The 26,172-nt window shown below is 64.5% G+C and carries 25 protein-coding genes and 2 pseudogenes; 10 read left to right on the forward strand and 17 right to left on the reverse strand.

The annotated features are described in order from the left end of the window. Positions 1 to 7 precede the first annotated feature (7 nt). The 3 genes from J2805_RS00880 to J2805_RS00890 form a co-directional block, all read right to left on the reverse strand. On the reverse strand, positions 8 to 373 hold the full coding sequence (locus J2805_RS00880; RefSeq protein ID WP_309967745.1) for a hypothetical protein: 366 nt from the start codon (positions 371 to 373) through the stop codon (positions 8 to 10). A gap of 81 nt (positions 374 to 454) precedes the next feature. Then, the gene (locus J2805_RS00885) at positions 455 to 1,051 is read right to left on the reverse strand and encodes a hypothetical protein (protein WP_309967748.1); all 597 of its coding nucleotides are present in this window, start codon (positions 1,049 to 1,051) and stop codon (positions 455 to 457) included. A 79-nt stretch (positions 1,052 to 1,130) separates the two neighbouring features. Then, positions 1,131 to 2,483: an MATE family efflux transporter gene (locus tag J2805_RS00890; protein WP_309967752.1), complete on the reverse strand. Its 1,353-nt coding sequence runs from the start codon at positions 2,481 to 2,483 to the stop codon at positions 1,131 to 1,133. Between the two features lie 155 nt (positions 2,484 to 2,638). Between J2805_RS00890 and J2805_RS00895 the strand changes: the two genes are divergently transcribed. The 4 genes and pseudogenes from J2805_RS00895 to J2805_RS00905 all read left to right on the forward strand — a co-directional run bounded on the left by J2805_RS00895 (position 2,639) and on the right by J2805_RS00905 (position 9,386). After that, on the forward strand, positions 2,639 to 3,073 hold the full coding sequence (locus J2805_RS00895; RefSeq protein WP_309967756.1) for a DoxX family protein: 435 nt from the start codon (positions 2,639 to 2,641) through the stop codon (positions 3,071 to 3,073). Positions 3,074 to 3,720: 647 nt separating this feature from the next. Beyond that, positions 3,721 to 5,799: pseudogene (locus J2805_RS24045) on the forward strand (GDSL-type esterase/lipase family protein); the annotation flags it as partial. 627 nt (positions 5,800 to 6,426) lie between these two features. Then, a pseudogene (locus J2805_RS24050) lies at positions 6,427 to 8,244 on the forward strand (rhamnogalacturonan lyase); the annotation flags it as partial. A gap of 119 nt (positions 8,245 to 8,363) precedes the next feature. After that, positions 8,364 to 9,386: an acyl-CoA thioesterase gene (locus J2805_RS00905; protein WP_309967762.1), complete on the forward strand. Its 1,023-nt coding sequence runs from the start codon at positions 8,364 to 8,366 to the stop codon at positions 9,384 to 9,386. A 9-nt stretch (positions 9,387 to 9,395) separates the two neighbouring features. Here the strand turns inward: J2805_RS00905 and dnaB are convergent, their stop codons facing one another. Then, positions 9,396 to 10,778 (reverse strand): replicative DNA helicase, encoded by a 1,383-nt coding sequence (gene dnaB, locus J2805_RS00910; protein WP_043479700.1) that lies wholly within the window; start codon positions 10,776 to 10,778, stop codon positions 9,396 to 9,398. Between the two features lie 691 nt (positions 10,779 to 11,469). Between dnaB and J2805_RS00915 the strand changes: the two genes are divergently transcribed. Then, complete coding sequence (locus J2805_RS00915) at positions 11,470 to 11,937, forward strand: hypothetical protein (RefSeq protein ID WP_309967768.1); 468 nt, start codon at positions 11,470 to 11,472, stop codon at positions 11,935 to 11,937. 2 nt (positions 11,938 to 11,939) lie between these two features. Further along, positions 11,940 to 12,539, forward strand: a complete 600-nt coding sequence (locus J2805_RS00920) for a hypothetical protein (protein WP_309967771.1) — start codon at positions 11,940 to 11,942, stop codon at positions 12,537 to 12,539. Between the two features lie 92 nt (positions 12,540 to 12,631). Here the strand turns inward: J2805_RS00920 and J2805_RS00925 are convergent, their stop codons facing one another. Both J2805_RS00925 and J2805_RS00930 read right to left on the reverse strand, forming a co-directional pair. After that, positions 12,632 to 13,009, reverse strand: coding sequence for a TFIIB-type zinc ribbon-containing protein (locus tag J2805_RS00925; protein WP_309967774.1), 378 nt, complete (start codon positions 13,007 to 13,009; stop codon positions 12,632 to 12,634). A 71-nt stretch (positions 13,010 to 13,080) separates the two neighbouring features. After that, positions 13,081 to 13,707 carry an FMN reductase gene (locus tag J2805_RS00930; protein ID WP_309967777.1) on the reverse strand — a complete coding sequence of 209 codons (627 nt, stop codon included), beginning with the start codon at positions 13,705 to 13,707 and terminating at the stop codon, positions 13,081 to 13,083. A gap of 151 nt (positions 13,708 to 13,858) precedes the next feature. On the opposite strand from J2805_RS00930, the gene J2805_RS00935 reads away from it, so the two are divergent. Beyond that, entirely contained in the window at positions 13,859 to 14,281 is a 423-nt protein-coding gene (locus J2805_RS00935; protein ID WP_309967780.1) for a DUF1801 domain-containing protein, read from the forward strand. A 119-nt stretch (positions 14,282 to 14,400) separates the two neighbouring features. Here J2805_RS00935 and rplI read toward each other — a convergent pair whose 3' ends face one another. The 4 genes from rplI to rpsF form a co-directional block, all read right to left on the reverse strand. Further along, on the reverse strand, positions 14,401 to 14,853 hold the full coding sequence (gene rplI, locus J2805_RS00940) for a 50S ribosomal protein L9 (RefSeq protein WP_011693939.1): 453 nt from the start codon (positions 14,851 to 14,853) through the stop codon (positions 14,401 to 14,403). A gap of 17 nt (positions 14,854 to 14,870) precedes the next feature. Then, entirely contained in the window at positions 14,871 to 15,110 is a 240-nt protein-coding gene (gene rpsR / locus J2805_RS00945) for a 30S ribosomal protein S18 (protein ID WP_003800144.1), read from the reverse strand. Positions 15,111 to 15,236: 126 nt separating this feature from the next. After that, positions 15,237 to 15,812 (reverse strand): single-stranded DNA-binding protein, encoded by a 576-nt coding sequence (locus J2805_RS00950; RefSeq protein WP_018775330.1) that lies wholly within the window; start codon positions 15,810 to 15,812, stop codon positions 15,237 to 15,239. 55 nt (positions 15,813 to 15,867) lie between these two features. Continuing rightward, on the reverse strand, positions 15,868 to 16,173 hold the full coding sequence (rpsF, locus tag J2805_RS00955; protein ID WP_055802737.1) for a 30S ribosomal protein S6: 306 nt from the start codon (positions 16,171 to 16,173) through the stop codon (positions 15,868 to 15,870). Positions 16,174 to 16,439: 266 nt separating this feature from the next. On the opposite strand from rpsF, the gene J2805_RS00960 reads away from it, so the two are divergent. Continuing rightward, positions 16,440 to 17,108, forward strand: coding sequence for a DUF1345 domain-containing protein (locus J2805_RS00960; protein ID WP_309967786.1), 669 nt, complete (start codon positions 16,440 to 16,442; stop codon positions 17,106 to 17,108). Here the strand turns inward: J2805_RS00960 and J2805_RS00965 are convergent, their stop codons facing one another. Both J2805_RS00965 and J2805_RS00970 read right to left on the reverse strand, forming a co-directional pair. Then, positions 17,109 to 18,446: a M18 family aminopeptidase gene (locus J2805_RS00965; protein ID WP_309967789.1), complete on the reverse strand. Its 1,338-nt coding sequence runs from the start codon at positions 18,444 to 18,446 to the stop codon at positions 17,109 to 17,111. It lies immediately after the preceding gene. A 50-nt stretch (positions 18,447 to 18,496) separates the two neighbouring features. Further along, positions 18,497 to 19,405, reverse strand: a complete 909-nt coding sequence (locus J2805_RS00970; protein ID WP_309967792.1) for an intradiol ring-cleavage dioxygenase — start codon at positions 19,403 to 19,405, stop codon at positions 18,497 to 18,499. A 213-nt stretch (positions 19,406 to 19,618) separates the two neighbouring features. On the opposite strand from J2805_RS00970, the gene J2805_RS00975 reads away from it, so the two are divergent. Both J2805_RS00975 and J2805_RS00980 read left to right on the forward strand, forming a co-directional pair. Then, complete coding sequence (locus J2805_RS00975) at positions 19,619 to 20,041, forward strand: Hsp20/alpha crystallin family protein (RefSeq protein ID WP_309967794.1); 423 nt, start codon at positions 19,619 to 19,621, stop codon at positions 20,039 to 20,041. Positions 20,042 to 20,104: 63 nt separating this feature from the next. Next, the gene (locus J2805_RS00980; protein WP_309967797.1) at positions 20,105 to 20,356 is read left to right on the forward strand and encodes a hypothetical protein; all 252 of its coding nucleotides are present in this window, start codon (positions 20,105 to 20,107) and stop codon (positions 20,354 to 20,356) included. Between the two features lie 62 nt (positions 20,357 to 20,418). On the opposite strand, the gene J2805_RS00985 is transcribed toward J2805_RS00980, so the two are convergent. The 5 genes from J2805_RS00985 to J2805_RS01005 form a co-directional block, all read right to left on the reverse strand. Further along, the gene (locus J2805_RS00985; RefSeq protein ID WP_309967800.1) at positions 20,419 to 21,849 is read right to left on the reverse strand and encodes an amino acid permease; all 1,431 of its coding nucleotides are present in this window, start codon (positions 21,847 to 21,849) and stop codon (positions 20,419 to 20,421) included. A 228-nt stretch (positions 21,850 to 22,077) separates the two neighbouring features. Further along, positions 22,078 to 22,836: a response regulator transcription factor gene (locus tag J2805_RS00990; RefSeq protein ID WP_309967803.1), complete on the reverse strand. Its 759-nt coding sequence runs from the start codon at positions 22,834 to 22,836 to the stop codon at positions 22,078 to 22,080. After that, positions 22,833 to 24,161, reverse strand: a complete 1,329-nt coding sequence (locus tag J2805_RS00995; RefSeq protein ID WP_309967808.1) for a sensor histidine kinase — start codon at positions 24,159 to 24,161, stop codon at positions 22,833 to 22,835. The genes J2805_RS00990 and J2805_RS00995 overlap by 4 nt, the downstream gene beginning before the upstream one ends. Before the next feature lie 38 nt (positions 24,162 to 24,199). After that, positions 24,200 to 25,126 carry an ABC transporter permease gene (locus J2805_RS01000; protein WP_309967810.1) on the reverse strand — a complete coding sequence of 309 codons (927 nt, stop codon included), beginning with the start codon at positions 25,124 to 25,126 and terminating at the stop codon, positions 24,200 to 24,202. A gap of 3 nt (positions 25,127 to 25,129) precedes the next feature. Further along, positions 25,130 to 26,074: an ABC transporter ATP-binding protein gene (locus J2805_RS01005; protein WP_309967813.1), complete on the reverse strand. Its 945-nt coding sequence runs from the start codon at positions 26,072 to 26,074 to the stop codon at positions 25,130 to 25,132. Positions 26,075 to 26,172: the final 98 nt, after the last annotated feature.

Consider the following 26,172-nt stretch of genomic DNA (forward strand, 5'->3'; position numbering starts at 1 on the left):
CTCGGAACTACCGGGAGTCGCCGCCGGGCGCGGAGTCCGGCGCCACCCCCGGACCCTGGGGCTCCGAACGGGCGGAGTAGCCCCCGTGGCCGGAGGATTTTTTGGAGCTGAGGTTGACCCCTGACCCCTTGCCCAGGTGGTCGGCGTTGTCCTTGTGGCTCATCGAGAGCATCGCGGCGATAACCAGGGTGACGATAAAGGCAATGCCTGCGCCGGTGAAGGCGAGGTCGAAACGAGGGGCCCGGGAGCTGCCTCCGGAGGCGAAGATCAGCACAGCAAAGAACGCCAGGACAGCCCAGAACGCGGAGAACATGAGGGGTCCCTTGACCGAGGTCCGCAGATTGCGCGGTTCTCCTGGTTTCTGGTGTGCCAAGGTGTTTCCTCCTGTGGGCACGGCCGGAGCCCTGCCGCATTAGTCAAGCGATTGTTCTACACGGAGTAGAACCGTTCCGTACTAGTTTACGGCCTCACTGGAAACGGACCGCGCATCGTGCCGCAGGGTCAGCGCCGCCAGGATCCAAAGAACGCCGGAAATGATTGCTCCGCCGCCGGCTACTCCGAGCAGGGCATGTGCTCCGAGGCTGATAAAGAACGGTAAGGCCACCGCGGTTCCCAGACCGATCACGCCCGAGGCCAGCCAATCGCGGGCCAGGACACTGCGGCCGCGGTACAGGATGCCCAAATAGAGTTCCACAGCCCCAAGCACACCCAGGCCGAGCGCCACGATGACCCCGAACACAAGTTCGCTGCCCAGGAACGCTGTGGCCACACCGGCTCCGGTCATGGCAGCCCCGGCCGCCGCCATGACCTTACCGGCCGGCTGCTTGGCCCCGATGCCGAACTGTGCGATGCCGCGGATCAGCGTCACGCCGGTGGCCAGCAGGTAGACTCCGCCCGCCCAGCCCATTTCGGATGCGGACGGCGAGGCCCAAAAGATGGTCGCCGCACCGAAGGCAAGGGCTATCAGGGCCCTGGTGAGCACCGGTTTCCACAGGTCCGCGGCGGGAGCGGTGAGGGCAGCGGGATCGGCAGGAGATGCGGGGAGGGTCACGCGTCCAGTTTAGTGCGCAGCGGATTCCGCGCGAACCGCTCCGGATAACCCTTCAGGAGTACCGGGCAGGAGAACCTGCTTACGACGAACCGAGCACCATCCACTTGTTGGTTCTCGCCCGCAGGCCAAGGGTTACCGCGCGGGCGGTCATGTACCCCAGCGAAAAGGCCACCCACAGCCACGCAAGCCCCGCGGCGCCGTCGGCAGCGGTGAGCCGCACAGCAACCAGCAGTGGCGCATACGCGGCAAGGTTGGCGACGCCGGCGATTGCCAGGTACTTCGCGTCACCGGCCCCGATGAGGACGCCGTCCAGGACAAAGACGTAGCCGGCCAGCGGCTGGCTTACGGCGAGCACCCACAAGGCGAGCATCAGCGCGGACTGGACGCCGGCGTCGGAGGTGAACAGTGCGCCTGCCCACGGAGCCGCGATGGCCAGGAGCACACCGGTGATCACGCCAAAACCTGCCCCCCAGCGGATCATTGTCCGCGTCAGCTCACGCACTTTGGCAGGGTTGGCCGCACCAAGCTCCTTGCCGATCAGGGCCTGGGCGGCGATGGCCAGGGCATCCAGGGCGAACGCCAGGAAGGTGAAGATGGTCATGGCCAGCTGATGGGCTGCCAGGTTCACGGAGCCCTGGGCAGTAACCACCACGACGGTTGCCAGGATCGCGATGCGGAGGCTCAGGGTCCGCAGCATGAGCCAGGACCCCACCTTGGTCATGGCCCGCATTCCCCGCCAGTCCGGCCGCAGCGAAACGCCGTGGTCGCGGGCGTTGCGCTGGACAATGACCAGATACACCAGTGCCATGGCCCACTGGGCGATGCTGGTGCCCACGGCGGAACCGGTCACCGACCAGTTGAGTCCGTAGACCAGGGCCAGGTTGAGGAGAATGTTAAGCGTGAAGCCCGCCGACGCCACGGCCAGCGGGGTCCGCGTATCCTGCAGGCCCCGCAGCACCCCGGTTCCGGCGAAGATCAGCAGCATGGCCACGAGTCCGGGCATGGACCACCGGAGGTAATCAACGGCGAATTGCCGGACATCGCCCGAAGCACCCATCAGGTCGACCAGAAACTCGGCACCTGCAAACCCTGCCGCCGCCAGCACCAGGCCCAGGACCAGGGCAAGCCAGACGCCGTCCCGGCCCGCCGCCAGCGCCTTAGGGAGCTTGCCCTCGCCGATGGCCCGGGCAACCGCCGGGGTGGTGGAGTACGCCAGGAACACCATGAGCCCGACGGCTGTGTGGAGTACTGCGGACGCCAGCCCCACCCCTGCCAGCTGCCCCACTCCGAGGTGGCCAACGATGGCCGAATCCGCCAGCAGGAAAAGCGGTTCTGCGATGAGTGCTCCGAACGCCGGGACGGCGAGGCGGAGGATTTCGCGGGTGTTCCGGCCGTCGGGAAGAGCTGCGGCGGTGGCGGGTGATTGTGGCACGGATCCAGCCTAGCGGGAGAGACGCGTCACATGGCGCCTCATATGGTTGACTCTTCAACTAAATCTTGGCAGGGTTAATGATTGAAGTTTCAATGGCGCGTTCCTTGCGGTGCGTGCGGCAATGTCCCACCGATCTCCGAAATGGTAAAACTCCCATGAACCAGTCCACCCTGACCACCACAGCACTCACTATCCTGCGCGTCATAGCTGGCTTCCTTTTCGCGGCCCACGGCTGGCAGAAGTTCAATGAGTGGACCATCGCCGGCACCCAGGCCTCGTTTGCGAAGATGGGCGTACCGGCAGCTGAACTGGCGGCCCCCGCCGTCGCCACCCTCGAGCTTGTCGGCGGCATTGCACTGATCCTCGGGGTGCTGACGCGCGTTTTCGCCGCCCTCCTCGCGGTGGACATGCTCGGCGCACTCTTCCTGGTGCACGCCTCGGCCGGCGTGTTCGCCGCGACGGGTGGCTATGAACTGGTCCTGTTGCTGGCCGCCGGAGCCCTGGCCATCGCCCTGACCGGTGCCGGCAAGCTAGCTGTGGACCGGGCCCTGTTCGGCCGCAGCAACTCGAAGCTCAGCGTCCTCGCCTAAACAGCGTTCGCAGCTACGAAGAATCCGCACGCCGGGCCGGTCACCTCAGTGGCCGGCCCGGCGTCATTTTTGGCGGAATCGGAAGCATTCCCATTCGGGAATATTGACCCGAGACTTCCGGGTGTTTGTTCCTCGGCATTCGGCCCCGGGCCTCGCCCTCGCCTCTCCCGGAGACATGACCCCCGGCCGGCCCCGAAGTCCGCCCTGCACGTCCGGACGACCCCCGATGACAACTCAGTTACGGAACACAAATGACTAAGTTGTGACATCACCTAACAAAATCTCACAGAAATCACACAAAAATCCTTGACCTTTGAAACGATCCACTGATAAACCTGTTCCGATGCAACACGGCCATACAGGCCTCATCAGTACGTAACTTCCGCACCACCGCACCCAGGAAGCTACCGGCACGCGCCACGAAGGGCGGGTCTGGCGGGCCGAACCGCGCGACCGAGCACGCGAGCCGTCGTGCAATCGGTTACGCCAGCCGCTCCGCGACCCGTCCGCAGTCAACGGGCGCCGGTTCAGTGCCGGCTGCCCACGCAGGCACTACCGCTTTCCAGTTTCAACCTCACCCGACGGCGCAGTTATTGAATCGATACAAACCATCACTGTGGCTGGCATCCCACAGGTCATCAAAGGAGATGTACGTGAAGTATCACCCTCAGGAAGGCACCACCCAGGATGGCAGCTCCGGCCCGCCACCCGGCAGCAGATCCGCGGCAGACAGCAGCAGCGCCGTGCGCCGGGGCCTTTCCGGCGCCGGACGTTCCAGCGCTGGGCTTTCGGGAGCCGGGCCGGCCGGAGCCCTGAGCTCCGGGGCAGGACCTTCCGGTATCCGTTCCGGCGCAAGGGCGCTCACGGCCGCCGTGGCTGCCGCGGCGGTTGCCTTCACCGGCCTCCCAGCCGTCCATGCCGAAACCCCGCTCCCGCCGGCCGGCTCGGGATTCCGTTTCGACTTCGGCCCCGGCGCCACGGCAGACGGCTACACGCAGGTAAACGCCGGGCAGGCGTACACCGCCGTATCGAAGTTCGGCTTCACGGACACCACCCTGACCTCGGGCGAGGACCGCGGCACCGCTGATCCTTTGCGGTCCGACTTCGTCCAGGCCCAGGGCGGAAGCTTCCTGGTGGACCTCCCCAACGGCGACTACACCGTCAAGCTCATTGCAGGCGACGCCGCCACGGCGACCAACATCGCGATTACTGCTGAGAAGATGGCCAAGGTGCAGCTCACGGACAAACCCGCGGGCCAGTACCTCGAGATGGAATTTCCCATTTCGCTCGTGGATGGGCAGCTCAACCTCGATTTCAGCGGCAGCGCAGCCAAGATCAATTCCCTGGTCATCGCAGCCCGCGCGCCGCGGACCGCCACCGCCGATCCAGCGGTCTACCTCGCCGGCGATTCCACCGTGCAGACCTACGACCCCGGCTACGTACCGCAGGCCGGCTGGGGTCAGATGATCGACCGCTATTTCGAGGACAAGTTGTCCTTTTTCAACCACGCGATCGGCGGACGCAGCTCGAAGAACTTCATCATCCAGGGCCGGCTCGATGAAATCCTGCGCGTTATCAACCCGGGCGACTACCTGATGGTGCAGTTCGGCCACAACGACGCCACTGTGGGTGTCGACGACCGGTACGCCTCCCCCGCCGACTACAAGGAGTATCTGCGCACCTACGTCAACGGAACCCGCCAGCGCGGGGCCACGCCGGTGTTGGTCACGCCGGTGGGACGGCGTGATTTCGACGAGGCATCAGGAAAGTTCAACGTCAGCTTCCCGGAGTACGTGGACAAGATGAAGGAACTGGCCGCCGAAGAGAACGTGGCGCTGGTGGATCTGTCGGCGCTGAGCCGCGCATACTTCGACGAAATCGGCCCGGAAGACACAAAGTCCGTCTTCCTTCACGTGGATGCCGGTGTCTACCCCAACCGGCCCACCGGAACGGTGGACAACACGCATTTCCAGGAATACGGTGCCATCCAGATGGCACGCCTGCTGGCGGGTGGCGTGAAGCAGCTCAACATTCCGCTGGCTGCCCGCGCCAAGGAGATCGTCCCGCCGTCAGCGGTTCCCGCAAAGCCGCAGGGCCTGGTGGCCGGCAGCATCTCCAACGCCGGTGCGCTACTCAAGTGGCAGCCCACCGAGGGCGCGGATATCTACAAGGTGTACCGGAAGCCGGTGTCTGAACCGGAGAGCGCCTACACGCTGGCCACAACGGCAACCGTCCCCACGGCAAACCTCACGGGCCTGGCTGAGGGCGCCGCCTACAGCGTCCGGGTCGCCGCAATGAACGGCAAGGGCCTCTCCGAGCCCAGCGACGCACTGGCACTGACCACCAAGGAAGCCAAATACAAATTCGATTTCGGTCCCGTGGGCGCCCCCGTTGAGGCCGGCTACACCGAGGTCAACCGCACCCTGGCCTACAACAAGGAGCGCGGCTTCGGCTTCAAGGACCTCTCGGTCCTCAGCGACCGGGACCGCGGCGCCGTCACCACCAACCTGCTCCGGGACTTCGTACTCAGCGGCTCCAGCTTCGAGTTCCAGCTGGATGTGCCCAACGGAACCTACGCACTAAAGACCTATCACAGCGACTGGATCGGCTCCACCCGCACGGACGTGGCAGTGGAAGGCAAGGGCTACGGCCAGGTTTCGTCCGGCAAGGCCTCGTCCGCGGAGAAGATCGTCAACCAGGTCCTCGTGACCGACGGCCAGCTCAACGTCACCATCAGCGGCTCCGGCCAGCGCCTCAACGGACTGGAAGTCACCCCGCTGCTGGTTGGTCCCACCAACCTCCGAACCACAGCTGTGGATGCAGCAGCCGACCCGGCGGTGGTGGAACTTGCTTGGGATGCCATTGCCGACGCCGCCGGTTACAAGGTGTTCCGGCAGGCGAATTTCGAGGCACAGCCGCAGCTTGTGGCCGAAAACGTCACCGAACCCACATATAAGGACACCACCGCCTTCGCAGGGCTCCCCTACAAGTACCACGTCACTGCAGTGGACAACACCGGCCTCGAGTCGGTGCCGTCCAACACTGTGGACGTCTCGTTGACGGACCCGGGAACTGCCGTTCCCGCAGCCCCTGCCAAAGTGGACGTCAAGGCGATTGAGAAGAGCAGCGTCAGCCTGAAGTGGCAGAAGGTCGGCGGCGCGGCCGCCTACCATGTGTACCGTTCGACGTCGGCAAACGGCACCTTCGCGTACGCCGGCCGCGCCACTGAGGTCACTTTCACGGACACAACGGTGCTGACGACCATTAGGTATTACTACCGCGTATCCGCCATCAACAAAGGCGGGGAATCCGCACCGTCACCTGTGATCGGGACGGACAGGGTCACTGTGGTGAACCGGCAAGTGGAGAAGCTGGACCGCGCCCCCGTGGCACTGCTCACCGGCGAAGGCGTGCGTGTGGGCTGGCGCATGCTGGGCCTGGATCCTGAACAGATCGGCTTCCATGTCATCCGCGACGGCGTCCAGCTCACCGCGGACCCGATCAGGAACAGCACGTCCTACCTGGACGCCGGCGGAACCGCCTCCTCCAGGTACGTGATCAAGGCCGTAGGCGCCGGCGGGGACCAGCTGACGGCCGAGTTCGCGCCCATGTCCCGGAACTACCTGGCCATCAGGCTGGACAAGCCCGCGGACGACTACACCAAGGACGGGCAGCCTTACAGCTATTCCGCCGGTGACGCGAGCGTGGCCGACGTCGACGGTGACGGAACGTACGAAGTCATCCAGATGTGGTCCCCGTCCAACTCCAAGGACAACTCGCAGGCCGGCTACACCGGCACCGTGTACGTTGACGCCTACAGGATGGACGGCACCAAACTCTGGCGAATCAACATGGGCCCGAACATCCGTGCGGGCGCTCACTACACCCAGCTTCTCGCCTACGACTTCGACGGCGACGGCAAGGCGGAAATCGCCATGAAGACGGCTGACGGCACCCGGGACGCGGCCGGGACGGTGATCGGCAACCCGAACGCCGACCACCGGACCAGCAGCGGCTACGTCCTCACCGGCGACGAGTTCCTCACGGTCTTCCACGGCGCCACCGGCACCATCATGGACACCGTCAAATATGATCCGCCCCGCGGCGACGTTGCGGCCTGGGGTGACGGCTACGGCAACCGCGTGGACCGATTCCTCGGAGCGGTGGCTTATCTGGACGGCGAACACCCGTCCATGATGTTCAGCCGCGGCTATTACACCCGTGCGGTGCTCGCAACGTACGACCTCGTGGCAGGCAAGATCGTCAAACGCTGGATCTTCGACTCGGACGTGTCCGGTGCGCAGTACCGCGGGCAGGGCAACCACAACCTTTCCGTGGCGGACGTTGATGCTGACGGCAAGGACGAGTTCGTCTTCGGTTCCATGACCATCGATGACAACGGCCAGCCGCTCTACACCACCGGCCTGGGCCACGGCGACGCGATCCACACCAGCGACCTCGACCCGTCGAGGCCGGGACTGGAAACCTTCGCCGTGCACGAGGACATGGGATCCAGCGGAAACCGTGGCGCGACGTTCCGCGATTCCCGCACCGGCGAAGTGCTGTGGAGCATTCCGGCGGCGAAGGACACCGGTCGCGGGGCGGCCTCGGACATTGATCCCCGGTACGCGGGCGCGGAGGGCTGGGCCATCGGCGGTACCGCCGCCTGGAACTCGCCTGTGGGCCAGCTGATGTCAGCTCAGGGCGAGCTGATCGCGGAGAAGATCCCGGCCGCCAATTTCCTGGCATGGTGGGACGGCGACCTGTTGCGCGAAATTGTTGACCATGATTTCGACGACGCCACATACAGCGGGGTGCCCACCATCAGCAAGTGGAACTGGAACACCGAAATCAGCGACAGGCTGCTGACAGCCGCGGGCGCCAGGTCCAACAACGGCACCAAGGGCACGCCGGCCATCCAGGCTGACCTCCTCGGTGACTGGCGCGAGGAGATCGCGTGGCCGTCGTCGGACAGCACGGAGCTGCGGATCTACACCACCACGGCCTCCACCGAGGTCCGCCTGCGGACCCTGATGCACGATCCCGTGTACCGCCTCGCGGTGGCGCGTGAGAATATCTCCTACAACCAGCCACCGCATCCGAGCTTCTTCATCGGTGAGGGTATGGAGATGCCGTCGCAGCCGGACGTCGTGTACACCGGGGGCAGCTAGGCGATCCTGGCACCCGGCTGCCCTGGCAACGGACGCCGCCCTGCCCGCATATGGCGGGCAGGGCGGCGTTTGTGTCATTCCGGGCCGCCGGAACGCCGGGTGATCAGTAAACTCGCAGCATGAGCGAGACTGCCGCCAATTCAGTGACCCTCCGCTTCCTTGCGGCCCCCACCGACGTCGGCCACAGCGGTTCCGTGGACGCCGGAACAGTCCTCGAGTGGGTTGACAAGGCTGCCTACGCCGCCGCCGTCGGCTGGTCCAAGTCCTATTGCGTGACCGCCTACGTAGGCAACATCCACTTTGCCGATCCGGTCAACAGCGGCGACATGGTGGAGGTCACCGCCACGATCGTCTACACCGGCCGCTCCTCCATGCACATCCGCACCGTGGTGTCCTCCGGCGACCCCAAAGGCGGACCGGCCACGATGCGCAGCCAGTGCATGGTTATTTTCGTAGCCGTGGGCCCGGACGGGAAACCGGTAACCGTCACACCGTTCGAACCCTCCACCGCGGAGGAAATCGAACAGCGTGACCACGCCCTGGCCCGGATCAAGGTCCGCGAAGACATCGTTCAGGCAATGAACGCGCAGGAATACACTGACGCCGGAACCGCCGAACGCGTCGTGCTCCGGTTCATGGCCGCTCCCACGGACGTGAACTGGGGCGGCAAGGTGCACGGCGGCATCGTCATGAAATGGATCGACGAGGCCGCCTACGTGTGCGCCTCGCGGTACTGCGGAAAGGACACGGTAGCTGTGTTTTCCGGCGGTGTCCGCTTCTACCGTCCCCTACTGATCGGGCACGTGGTGGAGGTGGAAGCGCGCCTGGTGTACACGGGCACCAAAGGGATGCACATTGCCGTGCAGGTCCGTTCCGGCGACCCCAAGGGCCGGGAGATGAACCTCACCACTTACTGCCTGACCGTCATGGTGGCCCGCGACGCTGCCGGGAACTCGGTGCCGATTCCGCCTTGGGTGCCGGTCTCCGAGGAGGACAAACGCCTGCACGCCCATGCCCGGGAGCTGCTGGAGATCAGGGGCAGGGCACCTGGAAACCGGCTGCCCAACCACCTGCTGTCCGGCGGCGCGGCACTGGGCGCAGCCACGGCGCGGGACACGGCCGCGCCGCAGCAGATGACGTAGTCCGGCAGGCTAGAAGCCGCCGCCTCCGGCGTCGGCTGCCATGTTGGCAAACCGCGAGTAGTGCCCCTGGAACGCCACCACAATGTCCTTGGTGGGTCCGTTTCGGTGCTTGGCGATGAGGATGTCCGCCTCGCCGGCGCGCGGCGATTCCTTGTCGTAGACGTCCTCGCGGTGGAGCAGGATCACCATGTCGGCGTCCTGCTCGATGGAACCTGATTCACGAAGGTCCGAAACCATGGGCCGTTTGTCCTGCCGCTGTTCGGAGCCACGGTTCAGCTGCGAGAGGGCAATTACGGGCACCTGAAGCTCTTTGGCCAGCAGTTTCAGGGCGCGCGAGAACTCCGAGACTTCCTGCTGACGGGATTCGACCTTCTTGCCTGAGCTCATGAGCTGCAGGTAGTCCAGGATGACGAGCTTGAGGTCATGCTGCTGCTTCAGACGGCGGCATTTGGCCCGGATTTCCATGAGCGACATGTTCGGGCTGTCGTCAATGAAGAGCGGAGCGTCGTTCATCCGGCCCATGGTAGTGGCGATTTTGGACCACTGCTCGTCCTTGATGGTACCCTTGCGCAGGTCCTGCAGGCCGATGGTGGCCTCCGCCGACAGGAGGCGCATGGCGATTTCGTTCCGGCCCATTTCCAGGGAGAACATCACCGTGGCGAGGTTGTTCTTAATGGCAGCTGACCGGGCAAAGTCCAGCGCAAAAGTGGACTTACCGACGGCCGGACGGGCGGCAATGACGATCATCTGCCCCGGGTGCAGGCCGTGGGTGAGCTCATCCAGCTCGTAGAAGCCTGTAGGGACGCCCACCATACCTTCGCCGCGGTGGCCGGACGCTTCGATCTCGTCCACCGTGGATTCCATGACGTCCTTGAGGACCACATAGTCCTCGGCGGTGCGCCGCTCGGCAACGGCGTACACCTCGGCCTGGGCCTGGTTGACGAGGTCTTCCACTTCACCGTCCGAGCCGTAGCCCAGCTGGACGATCTTGGTGCCGGCGTTGACCAGCCGGCGGAGGACGGCACGCTCAGCAACGATCTCCGCATAGTACCCGGCGTTGGCGGCGGTGGGTACGGTCTGGATGAGCTCGTGCAGATAGGCGGGCCCGCCGATCCTGTTGATCTCTCCGCGCTTGGTCAGTTCGTCGGACACGGTCACTGCATCGGCAGGTTCGCCGCGGCCGTAGAGGTCAATCACGGCCTCGTAGATTGTTTCGTGGGCGGGGCGGTAGAAGTCCTGGCCCCGCAGGATCTCAACGACGTCAGCGATGGCATCCTTGGACAGCATCATGCCGCCGAGAACTGATTGTTCAGCGGGGATGTCCTGGGGCGGCTTTCGGCTGCCTTCGGAACTCCGGGTGCCCTCGATTGAGTCCAGGTGCGTAACTGACAAAGCTGCCGTCCTCCATTGTGTACCGCGGCGGCTTACTCACTGCCGGCGGTGCTGTAGCTATCTGCCTTTGGGCTGCCCTGCGCAGCGGAAATCCCCGCTGCGCAGCAGGACCAGTAGTACCAGGAGGCACTGACAGTCTTTCCGGCGCCGGCAGGCGCCGACGTCCGTTCTTTTCGGCCGCTAATCCGGTTATCCCCAGTTTGCGAAAGTTATCCACAATTGGATGCCCGAGTCTGCATTCGGAACCCTGAAACGTGGCTGCCCGGACTTCCCGGAAACAGTGTTGGCACCCTAAAACAGGTATCCCGCTACGTTAGTACCCCTTCCGCAGGCCACCAAGCCCACATACATGCACACCTGTGGATAAGTTGTGGATTAAGGCCCCCTGCTTGTGCACAGCCTGTGTGGCAACCTGTGGAAACAAAAAAACTTTGGGCTGCAACATTGCGCTGACCTGCGGAAACGTTCGAAATGGCTTGTGGATTAAAGATTCTTTTTCGGAACATTCATCCACAGCTTGCAGGTTGAAATTGGGGATACCGGTCAGTAGCAGGCGGCGGAGTGACGGAGAATATACTCCGCTTGTGATTCACGTCACGGTGGTCGCCCCGAATTGACGGCTGCACTGCCAGACTGTATGCGCGCTTCAGAATATGCTGTGGATAACAGAGAACTGGCATAAGCTCTAACCATGGGCGATGTCGTGATAGTTATACTGCCTGCCGTCATCCTGGTGGCAGTGATCTGGGCGGTTACAACAGCACTAAAACCACGGGATACCGGCATCTCCGATGCCGAGCGTTACCAGATGGAGCTGGCACTCCGGTCACAGGCCCACTACGCCGCCCAGGTGCGGGCAGCCACGGCCGCACGGGCACGGGTTGATGCCTCCACCCGGCCAAGCCAGAACGAGCAACAGCAGTCGCAGCAGGCCGACCATGCCCGGGCGGCCCTGCGCGCCGAAGCCGGCTCCAGTCCGGCTGTGGGGATGCATGGCTACCAGGGCCCAGTCCTCCCCGGCGGCCAGCTGAACCCGCAGTTTGCCCTGCAGCTGCAGTCCATGGCCCGCAGCGGCCAGAAGCTCCAAGCCATCAAGATGCTGCGGCAGGCAACGCATTCAGATCTTTTGACCGCCAAGAATTACGTAGATCGGCTGTAGTAATGGAATCGCTAGTGATCCCCGTCCTGATCCTGCTCCTCGTGGGAGCGGGTGTCCTCCTGGTGGCACGAGCCATGAAGCGCCGTACCGCGGGCACCAAGGCGGGTGGCGGCTCCAAGCCGGGCAGCAGCAGGACTAGCGGCAGCACACCGCCTGGGGACCCCGTGGAACTGGCCCGGGCAGCGGCGGCAAAACTCACCGAGGACCAGCACCGGCGCTTGTACGCCCTGATTGCCCAGGGGCAGGCCATGGCAGCCATCAAGCTCTACTACGAAGCCTCAGGAGACGGCCTGCGGGCCTCGCGCGACGCCGTCGGCGCCCTGGCGGCCCACCCGCAGCCCTTCGGCCCAGTGACCCCCGAGGCGCCGGAGAATGACGACGACGACGCCCCCGAGCGCTTCCCCTACCGCTACCGCGCCATAGCCAGCAAGGGCGACGTTACCCGCGAGGTCAGCAGCAATATGCTAAATGACGAAATCTACGGGCGGATCCGCACCTTGGCCAGAAGCGGCGACACCGAGGGCGCGGCAACAGCACTTACGCGGCACTCGGATATCTCCATGAAGCAGGCCCGCGAGTTCATCGCCCTGCTGGACGACTGAGCATCCTCCCGGACAACCCTCCCGGTCGCTCCTTGTGATCCACCGGGCACGGGCCATCCGCCCGCTGCCGGCCGCCCGATCAGGGCGACTTTTCAGAAATCGAAGAGATCCCCGAGCCAGCCTTCCTTCTTCTTAGGCCGCCGGCGGTCATCATAGTGCCGGTCGTCGTGCCGAGGCTGATCGTAGCGGGGCCGGTCCCTCCGTTCGTCAAAACGGCGATCATCGCCGCGCCTGTCCTCCCGGCGCGGGTCCAGGTTGCTATACAGCGGCGGCGGAATGAGCCCGGGAACGGGAGGGGCTGACGGTGCAACGGTGGCTGCGGCCGGGCCCATCAGCTCGGCCGCCCTGTCGATGATCTTGTCCAGCTCACCGCGATCAAGCCACACGCCACGGCACTGAGGGCAGTAATCGATCTCCACTCCACTGCGCTCACTCATGATTAGGTCTACTGAATCCACAGGACATTTCATGTCCGGCACAACGAGCAACGCCCCGGAAAAGTTCGGCGCAGCCTCGGCATCCGGTGGCAGGGGCTTTGTTCCTACCGCCCGTTCGAGATTCCGGCCAGGAGCTGTTCGAAGGGCAGGGACTCGGCGGCATCGGACTTCCGCCGGGGTCGGGAATCCGTCATCAGCCCGGCGAACTCGTCCGCGGCCCGGTCAATCCGCACTGAAAGGGGCGAGCCGCCGTCGTCCGTGTTGCCCCAGTCCTGGGGGCCGGCGAAAACGGCCGTGGCGGCAACCCGGGTCCGCAGGTAGCTGAAGAGGGGCCGCATGGCGTAATCCAGGACCATCTGGTGGCGGTCGGTGCCGCCGGTTGCCCCGAGGAGGACTGCCTTACCATCCAGCGACTTCGGGTCAAGGACGTCGACGAACGACTTGAAGAGGCCGCTGTAGGAGGCACTGAAGACCGGGGTGACTGCGATGACGCCATCCGAGTCCTCCACTCCGGCAATGACCTCAGCGAGGCGCGGGGCCGCATAGCCCGTCACGAAGTTGTTGGCGATGTCCACAGCGATGTCACGGAGTTCCACAACGTCCACAGTCACGGCATAGCCGGCTGCAGACAGCCGGCGCTCCGCAGCGACCGCCAGCTGATCAGCCAGAAGCCTGCTCGAAGACGGCACGCCAAGGCCTGCGGAAAGGACGGTTATGCGGCGGGTTTCCACGGTTTTCTCCTGAAGGTCAACGGTAAAATCCAGAGTACATGCGTTTGCATCTACCTGCTAAACCGGGCCGTCCTGCTGTTTATTCCGCAGCAGCGTAATACCTTCGCGCGGGCCTGCTGACAAGCCGGGCGGCGTCTGCCAGACTGCCGTCATGGCTGAAAACAAGACCCAGGCAACCGAGGCGTCCGTACAGGACTTCCTGGACGGCGTCGAGAACCCCACGCGCCGGCGCGATGGTCTGAGGCTTCTGGCCCTTATGAAGGAAAATACCGGCGAGGCGCCCGTAATGTGGGGTCCCAGCATCGTGGGCTTCGGCAGCTACCACTACAGGTACGAGAGCGGCCGCGAGGGGGACACCGTGGCCGTTGGGTTCTCCCCGCGGAAGGGGAGCCTTTCGCTTTATGGCCTCACCTACGCCCCCGAGGCTGCGTACCTGCTGCCGAAGCTGGGCAAACACAAGGTGGGCGCCGGCTGCCTGTACGTCACCAAGCTGGAGGACGTGGACGAGGCGGTGCTGGCTGAACTCATCCGGGCGGGCCACCGGCACTCCACAACGGTGATGCACCAGGGCTAGTCCTCAGAGCTGACCGGATTTAACGACAAAGGCCCCCGCATTCGGTTCCAAAACGGAATCCGAAGGCGGAGGCCTTCAGCAGTTCAGGTCTGCGTAGTGCTCTGGCGAAGGGCCGGAGACTACTTGCCTGCGACTACGTCGAGTTCGATCACAGCGGCAACGTCGTCGTGCAGACGGACGTTGGCCTGGTAGGAACCAACCGACTTGATGTGTGCCGGCAGTTCAACCTTGCGCTTGTCGATGCGGCCGAGGCCAGCAGCCTCAACAGCGTCGGCCACGTCGCCCTGCTTGACGGTGCCGAACAGGCGTCCGGTCTCGCCAGCCTTGACAACGAGCTTGACCGGCTTGGCGGAGAGTGCAGCAGCCTGCTTCTGAGCGTCTTCCAGGGAAGCGTGCTCGCGGGCAACGCGGGCAGCCTTGATGGACTCAACCTGCTTCTCGCCACCCTTGGACCAGGTCAGAGCGAAACCGCGGGGCAGCAGGAAGTTACGTGCGTAACCGTCCTTGACCTCGACAACGTCGCCAGCAGCACCGAGACCGGTTACTTCGTGGGTCAGAATGAGCTTTGCCATTTTAGTTAATCCCTTCCTTAGCCGCGGCCAGCGCCGGAGTAAGGCAGCAGAGCAACTTCGCGGGCGTTCTTGATTGCCTGGGCGATCTTGCGCTGTTCCTGCACCGTGACGCCAGTGACGCGACGGGCGCGGATCTTTCCGCGGTCGGAGATGAACTTGCGCAGCAATGCTACGTCCTTGTAGTCGATGACGGTGATGTCAGCGGCCTTCAAGGGGTTGGACTTTGGTTTGGGCTTACGGAGTTCAGCCTTAGCCATCGTGGAGCTCCTATTCTATGGAGCCCGTGGATATTGATCCACGGGATGGTGGTGGTTCGGCGGCGGCACACATCCGGGAGCCATGAGGCATCCCGGCGGGTTCCGGCGACGGACCTGAATTATTGGTTAGAAGGGAGGTTCGGAATCCGGGCCGTTGCCCCAGCCGCCGCCCGCATTACTGACTCCGGGCGTTGCCCAGGGGTCTTCCTGCGCTGCGGGCTGGTTGCCGCCCCAGGTTCCTCCGGTGTTGCCGCCCTGGTTTGCACCCTGGCCGCCACCGAATCCACCGCCGCTGTTGCCGCCGCCGAAGCCACCCTGGCCACCCTGACCGCCGGAGCGCTGGGTGCGGTTGACCTTGGCATTGGCATAGCGCAGGCTCGGGCCGATTTCATCGACTTCGAGCTCGATAACGGTGCGCTTTTCGCCTTCTTTGGTTTCGTAGGAACGGCTCTTCAAACGGCCGGAAACGATAACCCGCATGCCCTTGGTGAGGGATTCTGCGACGTTCTCGGCTGCTTCACGCCAGACCGATGCGCGGAGGAACAGGGTTTCCCCGTCCTTCCACTCATTGGACTGGCGATCGAAGGTGCGGGGCGTAGAAGCGATGGTGAAATTCGCTACTGCCGAACCTGACGGTGTGAACCTCAGTTCGGGGTCATTGGTGAGATTACCGATGACCGTAATAGTGGTTTCGCCTGCCATCTACTGCCTCCTTGTTCGTTCCTGCGGGGTAAAGATTGAGTGCCGGGAGCTGAAATTACTCAGCAACGACCTTCTGCTCTTCGGGGCGGGTGATCTTGGTGCGCATGATGGTCTCGTTGAGACTCAGCTGGCGGTCAAGTTCCTTGGCGGTGTCCGGCTTGGCGGTGAAGTTCACCACCGCGTAGATACCTTCAGACTTCTTCTTGATTTCGTAAGCCAGGCGACGACGGCCCCAGATGTCAACCTTTTCGATGGTTCCACCATCGTTGGTGATGACGTTCAGGAACTTCTGAAGCGTTGGCTCAACGGTACGCTCTTCGACCTCGGGGTCGATGATTACCATCAATTCGTAAGGACGCATATGTGAACCCACCTCCTTTGGGCTAAGCGGTTACGGCATTTCCGTAACAGGAGGTTCATTTGCGATGCCGTGCGGAGCCGGTCTCCAAAACGGAGGCAGGACGCAGCACAGACTTCAATATCTTAGTGCATTTGGGCCGGTTTCGGCGATTCGGGACTCTTTCAGGCTAGTCCTGGGCTCCTGCAGGGCGGAAACGCCCGCGGACGCTATGTGGAAAAGAGGGCGCACACGCTCGCACCCTCCTTGTTTGGCTAGAGTAACGACACATGGACACGAGCCCTCCGCCCGCCAGGGTCAAACGAAGCCGGCTGCGGTTCTTCGCCATGGTTGCCGCGGGGCTGGGCGCCGCGGCTGCTACCGGGCTCTCCGGGCACTGGGTGGAGGCGCCGGCCGTCGGATGGTGCAGCGCCGCGCTGGTCTATGTCGGCTGGGTGTGGCTCGTGGTGGGCAGCCTGGATCCCGCCGGAACCCGCGCCCATGCGACGTCCGAGGACCCTTCCCGCAGGACCACCGACCTGCTGATCCTGGTGGCCAACGTCGCCAGCCTGGCCGCGGTCGCCGCAGTTGTGGTGGATTCGCACCGGGCAGACGGCGGCTCGCAGCTGAGCGGAGGGATACTGGCCCTGCTGTGCGTGGCGCTGTCATGGATCCTGGTGCAGACACTTTTTACCCTGCGCTATGCCGAGCTCTACTACAGCACCGGGAAACGCGGGGGACGCGAGGTGGGCGGCATCGACTTCAACCAGGAGCGGCCGCCGCAGTACACGGATTTTGCCTACCTCGCCACGAGCCTGGGCATGACATACCAGGTGTCCGACACCAATCTGCAGAACCATCTCATCAGGGCGGAGGCCCTCAAGCACAGCCTGCTTTCCTACCTGTTCGGCACCGTCATCCTGGCCACCACCATCAACCTGGTGATCGGACTCGCCTGACTAGGCCGCAGTCCGGAAGAACAGCTCGGTCACCCGGGCCAGCCGGAACGGGTCCTCGACGCCGCAGAGTTCCCGTGCGGAGTGCATGGACAGCAGCGGCACGCCCACGTCGACAGTCCTGATGCCCAGCCGGGTCGCTGTGAGCGGGCCGATGGTGGATCCGCACGGCATCACGTTGTTGGAGACGAACTCCTGGTACGGAATGCCGGCCTCACCGCACAGCCGCGCCCAGAAGGCCGCTCCGGGGGCGTCGGTCGCATAGCGCTGGTTCGCGTTGATCTTGAGCAACGGTCCGCCGTTGAGGACCGGCCGGTTGACGGGATCGTGGCGCTCGGCGTAATTCGGATGCACCGCATGGCCCGCGTCGGCGGACACGCAGAACGACGCCGCCAGGGCCTGCCGCCGCTGGCTCACCGACGCACCCAGGCCATCCGAAATTCGCACCAGGACGTCCTCCAGCAGCGGGCCGCAGGCGCCCGAACGGGAGTTGGAGCCGATCTCCTCATGGTCGAAGGCCGCGAGGACGGCAATCGGCCCGCCTTCCTCCTCCGCCTCGGATTCCCCGTGGGCGATCAGCGCCGCGAGCCCGGCGTGCGTGGCTGAGAGGTTGTCCAGCCGGCCGGAAGCGAAGAACTCACTCCTGGCCCCGAAAACCGCAGCGGGCTGCGTGTCTGCAATGACGACGTCGTACCCGCCAATCTGTTCGGGATCCACCGGCGCTGAACCGGGAGCTGCTGCGCTGGCCCGCTCGGCCAGCAGAGCCAGGAGGTCCTCTCCTGCCGGATCGCCCAGCCCGAAAACTGGATTCATGTGCTGCTGCTTGTCCAGCGCGAGTCCTTCGTTGACCGCCCGGTCGAGGTGGATGGCGAGCTGCGGAAAGCGAAGCAGCGGCCCGGTGGCAGTGAGGTGCTGGGTTCCATCGAGCATCACCAGCCGCCCCGCGAGCTGCAGCTCACGGTCCAGCCAGGAATTGAGCAGCGGACCCCCGTAGACCTCGACGCCGGCCTGGAGCCAGCCGAACTTCCCCGTGGTGGGCTTGGGCTTGAGCTTGAACGACGGAGAATCGGTGTGTGCCCCCAGGACGTTGAACCCGGTGGCGGGCCCCGCACTCCCCGGTGTCACCCACGCGATCAGCGCACCGTCGCGGAGCACGTAAAACCGGCCTGCCGCGCCGTTGCCCTTACCGGCCGGCCAGGCCGCCAGCTCGTCCAGTCCGGTGAAGCCCGCCTCGTCCAGCCGCCTCGCGGCTTCCTGCACTGCGTGGAAGCTCGACGGCGACGCGCTGACGTACGCGCCGAGGTCCCGGATGTGGTCTGCGGCAGTGGCGTGGGAAGGCATGGCTCCGAGTCTAGCGGGGACACGACGGCGTCCTGCCTCAGGCCGTGACCCTACACGGTGACGTTGAGCCCCGCCGTGTAGCCGCCTGCCACCGAACCGGTCATAGCCGCCAGCTGATGGATGCCGCCGTCATCGCCGAACACGTTGTCGGAAGTAAGGGTGGTGTTGGGGAAGTTGCGGGCGCTGGACTCATAGCCGGCCGTTGCGTAGACCTCGTTGCAGGCGGCTGCGGTCATCGCGATCTGGGAGACCGCCAGCACCTGGCCGGCCGCCGTGGCATTGCCCATGGATTCAAAGACTTCAAAGTGGATGTGCGGCCACCTGCCGTTATAGGCGCCGGGGTAGATGGTGGTGAAGGTGACCTGGCCGTTGGCGTCCGCTTCCTGGACGCCGCGGAGGAAGTTTTCGTTTTCCAGGCCTGCGTCGTACATGGAGTACTTCCCGTCGCGGTCGCAGTGCCAGGCATAGACGGCGGCCCCGGCGAGGGGCGTGCAGCCATTGGCATTGTCCAGCAACGTCAGGGTGACCGTCAGCGGGATGCCTTCAGCCTTGGTGGTGGAGGTGCCGAAACTGGCGGTGATGTCCTGCCGGACCACGCCGGACGCCTCGAGGACGTTCGGCCCGTTGGAACCGTCACCCGGAAAGGGTCCGGCCGTTTCCTGAGGGATTTCCACACCGCATTCGGCAATGGCACGGGTTAGCGTGGGTGATGCTGACGGCGTGGCGGACGCTGATGTGGAGGGGGTCGCCGTCGTGGTCGCAGGGCTGGTGGCGGCCGCCGTCGTACTGGCCGCTCCGGAGGTGGATCCGCCCGGCGTGCAGGCAACAAGCGCCGCGGCGGCGCCGGCGCCGGCAAACATGCCCAGCGACCGGCGGCTCATCAGCGTCGAGAGGTCGAATTCCAGGCCGCGGTCGTGGTTGGGATGGGGTTCGCGGGGAGGCTGCGGTGAAGTAGTCATGGACCCATAAAACTCTGAAGGGCTATGGCGCGTATAGGCCTTTCCTGTGAGCCCGCTGTGGCTGTTCCGCCCCTGAGGCCTTCGCCTTTTCGCGAGTGCCTGCTTTTCCGGGGACTTTGGTCCCTACCCCCGCCAGCCGGATAGGTATCTACTGGTCTTTGGGTCTGGCCGCCTGCGCCTGGACCCTGTCAGCAGAACAAACAGGAGAGAGCTATGTCCGGCGCGTTGAAGTGGTCCCCGTTCGAGTCGACCGGATGGACGTCGGCCCGGAAGGGGACGGGCGGGACGTATGAGGAGGTCCGCGTCGAGGATGTGTCTGTCGAGGAGTTCGTCGACCGGGAGGCCCTCGTGGTCCGGGCCGAAATGCCTGGGGCGGACCCGGACCGCGACATCGAGGTGTCCGTGGCCGGAGGCGTGCTGCAAATCCGTGCCGGACGCCAGGAGTCCGACGGGAATGGCCATCATTCCACGCTGCGCTACCGCCCCTTCACCCGCACCCTGCCCTTGCCGGAAGGCGTCACAGACACGGATATCCAGGTGTCCTTCAGGGGCGGCGTGCTCGAAGTCAAAACGCCGCTTCCCGCAGCACCCCTGACTGACGCGCCCGAGAAGCGGCTCCCCATCAGCCGCGATTAGCGGCTCCACCAACCAGCCGGGCGACCGGGAAAGAGGCAGCAAAACCATGGAACGGCACGCTCAATGGAACTGAAGTCACAGTGGCACCGGCTTGATCCCGCGACCCGCCGCTGGTTCATGGACAATCCCGGCTGCGTGGTTCTGCCGAGGACGATCGCCACGATAGTGGCCAGGGTTGCCGATGAGCCGGTGGTTCGCGATCAGCACGGTGCCATCCAGCTCAGTGCGGAGGACGTCAGCTTCATTCGGACCCGGGTTCACAGTTCCGCCAAGGCAAAGGAAGCCGAAAGCCCGGAATCCGGCCACCTGGACTAAAGGCGGCCGGATTCCGGGTTCGGGCCGGTTAGGCCCGCTGATGCCGGGCTATAGCCCGTGAATTACGACGCCGGTCCGGCACCTACGCCGGCTTCTTCCGGCGCGTTGTCTTCCTGCCCGCTTTCTTCCTGCCCCGCGGGGCTGGCGCCGCCCTTGCGGTAACGCCAGACGCCGATGCCCACCACAATGGCGGCCAGTGCCAGCGAGAGGAACAGCGACTCGCGGGTGGATTCCAGGATGACCATGCCGATGATCAGTGCCACGATACTGGCGATGGCCACCCAGGTCAGGTAGGGGAAGAGCCACATCTTGAGGGCAAGATCCTTGGCGTCAGCACCCATGCGGCGGCGGAGGATCAGCTGCGAGGAAGCGATGACCAGCCAGACGAACAGTGCGATGGCACCTGACGTGTTGACCAGGAAGAGGAACACCGTGTCCGGAGCAATGTAGTTCAGGCCCACCGTAACGAATCCCACCACGGTTGAAGCCAGTACGGCAGCTGCGGGCACGCCGCGCTTGGAAATCCTTGTCCAGGCGCGGGGCGCATCGCCGCGGCGCGAGAGCGAGAACAGCATGCGGCTGGCCGTGTAGAGACCTGAATTTAGGCAGGACAGCACCGACGTCAGCACCACAATGTCCATGATGGTGCCGGCGCCCGGGATGCCGAACAGCTCGATTACTGCGACGTAGGGGCTCTTGGCGACGGAGGCGGAGTTCCATGGCAACAGGGTGACCACGATCGCAATGGATCCGATGTAGAACACCAGGATGCGCCAGACGGTGGACTTCACTGCTTTCTTGACGGCGTCCACGGGGTTCTCGGATTCACCGGCTGCGATGGTGGCGATCTCAGCGCCGAAAAAGGAGAAGACGACTACAAGGATGCCGGCCAGCACCGCTCCTGGACCGTTGGGCAGGAATCCGCCGTTGTTGACCAGGTTGTCCAGCCCGGGTGCCGGAACGCCGGGGACCAGGCCCAGGATGGCTGCCACGCCGAACAGCAGGAACAGGACGATGGCTGCCACCTTGATGGAGGCAAACCAGAACTCGAACTCACCGTAGGACTTTACGGAGCCCAGGTTCGTCAGCGTCAGGAGCACCATGAGGACAAGCGCCCACACCCACTGGTCGATTCCCGGAACCCAACGGTGCATGATGGCTGCGCCCGCCGTAGCTTCGATTCCCAGGACAATGATCCAGAACCATGCGTAGAGCCAGCCAATGCTGAATCCGGCCCACCGTCCCAGCGCCTTGTCCGCGTAAGTGGAGAATGATCCGGTCTCGGGGTTGGCTGCGGCCATTTCGCCGAGCATGCGCATCACCAGGATCACCACGATTCCTGCGGCCATGTAGGCGAGCAGGATGCCGGGGCCTGCCTGCTGGATGGCGGCACCGGAGCCCACGAAGAGGCCGGCGCCGATCACGCCGGCAATGGCAATCATGGAAAGGTGCCTGGGTTTCAGGGACTTGGAGAGCTGTTGGTCAGCGTGCATGGAAGCGCCGTCCTTTGTTGAGGGTGCGGGCCCGGGAAGGCACGGATCCCCGTGCGTCAGGCCACATTGCTTTCCCACCCTAGACCGGATGCCGGAGGCCGGTTCTTGTGCACCCGAACATTTTGGTGAGCCCCGAAAAGGAGCTTCCCACAATGGTGAACATGCATAGACAACAAAAGTAGCCCTGGGGGCAACATCGAAATGTGCCCGAAATCTACTTTTCAGTAGTTAGTAGTCCGGATTGCTCGGGATGACGAGGCCCGTCTCGTAGGCGTAAACCACCGCCTGCACCCGGTCGCGGAGGTGCAGTTTGGCAAGGATCCGGCGCACGTGGGTCTTGACGGTCGCCTCGGACAGGAAGAATCTGTGCGCTATCTCGGCATTGGACAAACCCTCTGCCATGGCCTCCAGCATTTCCGTTTCGCGCGGCGTCAGGGCATCCAGCAAAGGGTCCCTGTGCTGATCCTCGCCAGTCTCGTGCCTGCCCCGGCCCGCTCCCGGCGCGGGCACTGACCCACCCATTCGCTGCCCGGGCACCACCGAGGCGTGCTCACCGCGGACGTAGGCTTCCAGGAGCCGGCGGGTGACCCGCGGGGCCACCACGGCGTCGCCACTCGCCACGACGCGCACGGCGCTCACGAGGTCGGCCGGGGCCACATCCTTGAGCAGGAACGCCGAGGCTCCCGCCTGAAGGCCGGCAAAGGCGTATTCGTCGAGGTCGAACGTGGTCAGGATGATCACCTTCGCGCAGGATCCTGTTGAGGTCACCGCCCGGGTTGCCTCGATTCCATCCAACACCGGCATCCGGACATCCATGAGCACCACGTCCGGGTTCTTTTCCCTGACCTGCCGGATGGCTTCCGCACCGTCGGACGCCTCCCCCACGATCTGAAGGTCGTCTTCACCCTCAAGGATCAGCCGGAAGCCCATCCTCAGCAGCGGCTGGTCGTCCACCAGCAGGACTCTGATCGGTGCATTGCCATTCATGATTTTCCTTGGTCCCCATTCCAATTCAATACTGCCCTGACACGCCAACCACCGCTGGCCGGGCGTCCGGCTTCCACCGTACCGCCGTAGATGCCCGCACGCTCGCGCATTCCGGTCAGGCCCTGGCCGGAGCCCAGCGGTTTGGCTCCGCCGGCCAGTATTCCCGTTCCCCCCGTTCCAGCCAGTCCGACAGTGCCCCTGCCGTCGTCGAGCACTTCAATTGTGACCGTGCCGTCAGTGCGCACCATGCTCACGTCCACGCGGCTCAACGAACGGCCGTAACGGAGCACGTTGGTTAGCGACTCCTGAACAATCCGGTACACGGTCAGCTGGAAGGCTGCATCGTCGGGAAGTGCCGGCCCGGTGTGCGAGTAGTGCAGCGGCAATCCCGCCGTCCGGAATCCTTCCAGGAGCTTAGCCAGGCTGCTTCCGGCGCTCAAGGGCAGCCGCGGCGCCTGGCCGGCCGGCGACTCGTCCCGCAGGACCCCCAGCACGCGGCGCATGTCGGCTAAGGCGGTCCGTCCGGTACGTGACAGTTCGGCCAGCACCACCGCCGCGCGGTCCGGGCTCTTTTTGACCACCACCGTCGCCCCGTCTGACAGGGTGACCATTACCGTCAGGGAGTGCGCAACGACGTCGTGCATTTCCCTGGCGATCCGGTTGCGTTCAGTGACTGACCCGAGCTCCGCCGTCCGGGCCGCCCAGGCGGCAATTTCCTGTTCGTGCTCCCTGCGCTGCCGCACTGAGATTCCGATGCCGGTGGCGATGATGTTGGACAGCGTGATGGTGATGCCGGCAACGATTCCAAAGACCAGCTGCGAGTTCTCCGGTGCCGCGGGACCGCCGTTGGGAAGGGCACGTTCCAGCGGGCCCACGAGGGCCAGGAAGTACAGCAGGGACAGCGGGGCGTTGGCCAATGCCAGCGCCGTGATGGAGAACCTGCGGGACCGCTGGACTGCAAGGGCGTAGAGGGCAAACCACAGGCCCGCGGAAACATTGGAGCCCCAGGGGTGGAGAAAAGTGATGCCCACTTCCAGCACGGCCACGGCTGCCACCACGGCAACCGGATAGGACCGCCGGAAACAGAGCGCCACGGCAACGGCGGCAAGGAGCGCCGTCGCGGCCCACCGGCCGTCGATGACGGTGTCCACCGTTGTGGGCGTGACGAGGAGGACGTAGCAGAGCACCACCACCGCGTCCATGACCCGGGGGTGCCTGTGGAGGTACCGGCGGAGCCGGCCGCGGCGCCGGTCGGCGAGTTCGGCAAAGGACGCATCAACCTGAGTCAGGGCTGATGCGTCCTTTGCCATCGGTTCTTCATGCATGCGTTGAGCCTAGACGGCCCTTCCGCTGCAGCACCTGCTCATACGTCGCGCTTCTTCAGCAGGATCATGGCAAGCACTGCAGGAACCACCACCCATGCGCCGAGCACCAGGGCGGCCTGCCATACTTCGAGGTTCCCGTCCACGTGGTTTACCGCCGTCAGGGGCGTCACGGTGTTGCCGGGCAGGTATTTCCGGGCCTCCTCGAAGAACTCGCCGGGAATCAGCTGGAAGGCAATCGGTGCCACGAAGAAGAGGCCAACCAGGCTCATGATTCCGCCCGCGGAGTTCCGAATGATGCTGCCGAGGGACATGCCGATGGAAGCCACGGCGGCCACGTAGAGGCTGTTCACCACCAGGAGCTTGACGGACTGGGAGCTGGCCAGGTCCAGGTTGAGGTCGTAGTTGGCCAGGATCGGCACGGACAGCAGGCCGGCCAGCAGGGTGGAAATGCCTGTCAGGACGAACGATACGACAACCACCACAACGAACTTCGCCAGGAAGGCGGGGATCCGCTTGGGCACAGCCGCGAAGGTGGAACGCGCCATTCCGGTGGTGAACTCGGAACTCATGAGCAGCACGCCGAGGGATCCGAGGATCAGCTGGGCGAACGCGATACCGGAGGTGGGCGCACTCACCGCCATGTCCCCGCCCTGGGCGGCCATCTGGGCGGCGGCTTCCGGGTCGGAGGCCATCTGCTCGCGGAACTGGCCCGTCGACCAGGCCGCCAGGGCCCCGAAGCCCACCATGACCAGCATGGTGGATCCGAGCAGGATCAGCGTTGACAGCAGCGTGCGGAACTTGATGAATTCCGAGTTAAGCACGCGGAGGAAATTCGGACCGGGTCCCGGGGAAGCCGGACCGCCGGCGGAGCGGGCGGACTGGCCCGCGGTGCCGCCGGCCTGGGGCTGGCTGTCGGCCTGCGCCCGGCGGCCTGAAGGGTTGGGTTCCAAAGTGGTTGAGCTCATGGCTTAGTTGCCTCCGGTCTGGGCGGGAACGGGGGCTCCCGTGGTGATCAGCGAGTGGTATTCGACCTCGTCCTTGGTCAGCTCCATGTAGGCCTCTTCGAGACTGGCCTGGAGCGGCGTGAGTTCGTAGATCATGACGTGGTTGTCCAGGGCGGCGCGTGCGATTTGCCGCGGATCCAGCCCCTTGACCTCCAGCAGTTCGTGGTCCTGGGCCTCCACGGAAACCCCCGTACTTGCGAGGAGGCGCATCAGCTGTTCGGGCTGGTCAGTGCGGACGCGGGTGCGGCTCGCGCCCTTGCCGGTGATGATGTCCTGGATGGGGGCATCGGCAATGATCTTTCCGCGGCCGATCACAATCAGGTGGTCCGCCGTCATGGCCATTTCGCTCATCAGGTGGCTGGACAGGAAGACTGTCCGCCCTTCGGAGGCCAGGTACTTCACCAGGTTGCGGACCCACACCACACCCTCCGGATCGAGCCCGTTGACCGGCTCATCCAGGATGATGGTCTGCGGGTCCCCCAGCAGCGCCGCAGCAATTCCCAGCCGCTGGCCCATGCCGAGCGAAAAACCCTTGACCTTTTTCTTGGCGACATCGGCCAGGCCGGTCATTTCGATGACCTCAGCGACACGCTTCTTGGGAATGCTGTGCGTGGCGGCCATGGCCAGGAGGTGGTTATGGGCCGAACGGCCGGTGTGGACCGCCTTGGCGTCCAGCAGGGCACCGATTTCGCGCAACGGGGCCGCATGCTTCGCGAAGGGGACGCCGTTAACGGTGACCGAGCCCGACGTCGGCGTGTCCAGTCCCATGATCATTCTCATGGTGGTGGATTTGCCGGCTCCGTTGGGGCCCAGGAAGCCTGTGACCTGGCCTGCCTGGACCGTGAAATTTACTCCGCCGACGGCAGTTTTGTCGCCGTAGACCTTGGACAGGCCTTTTGCTTCAATCATGGAAGCGTTCCTTTGCGTAGCTGTGGATGCGGTGACGGCTTCTGCTCGCCGCAGATCCGTTCGTACCACCCACGCTACAGACGCAAGCGTCCGATTTC

Source organism: Arthrobacter oryzae (genome assembly GCF_031454875.1).
Classification (GTDB): Bacteria; Actinomycetota; Actinomycetes; order Actinomycetales; family Micrococcaceae; genus Arthrobacter; species Arthrobacter oryzae_D.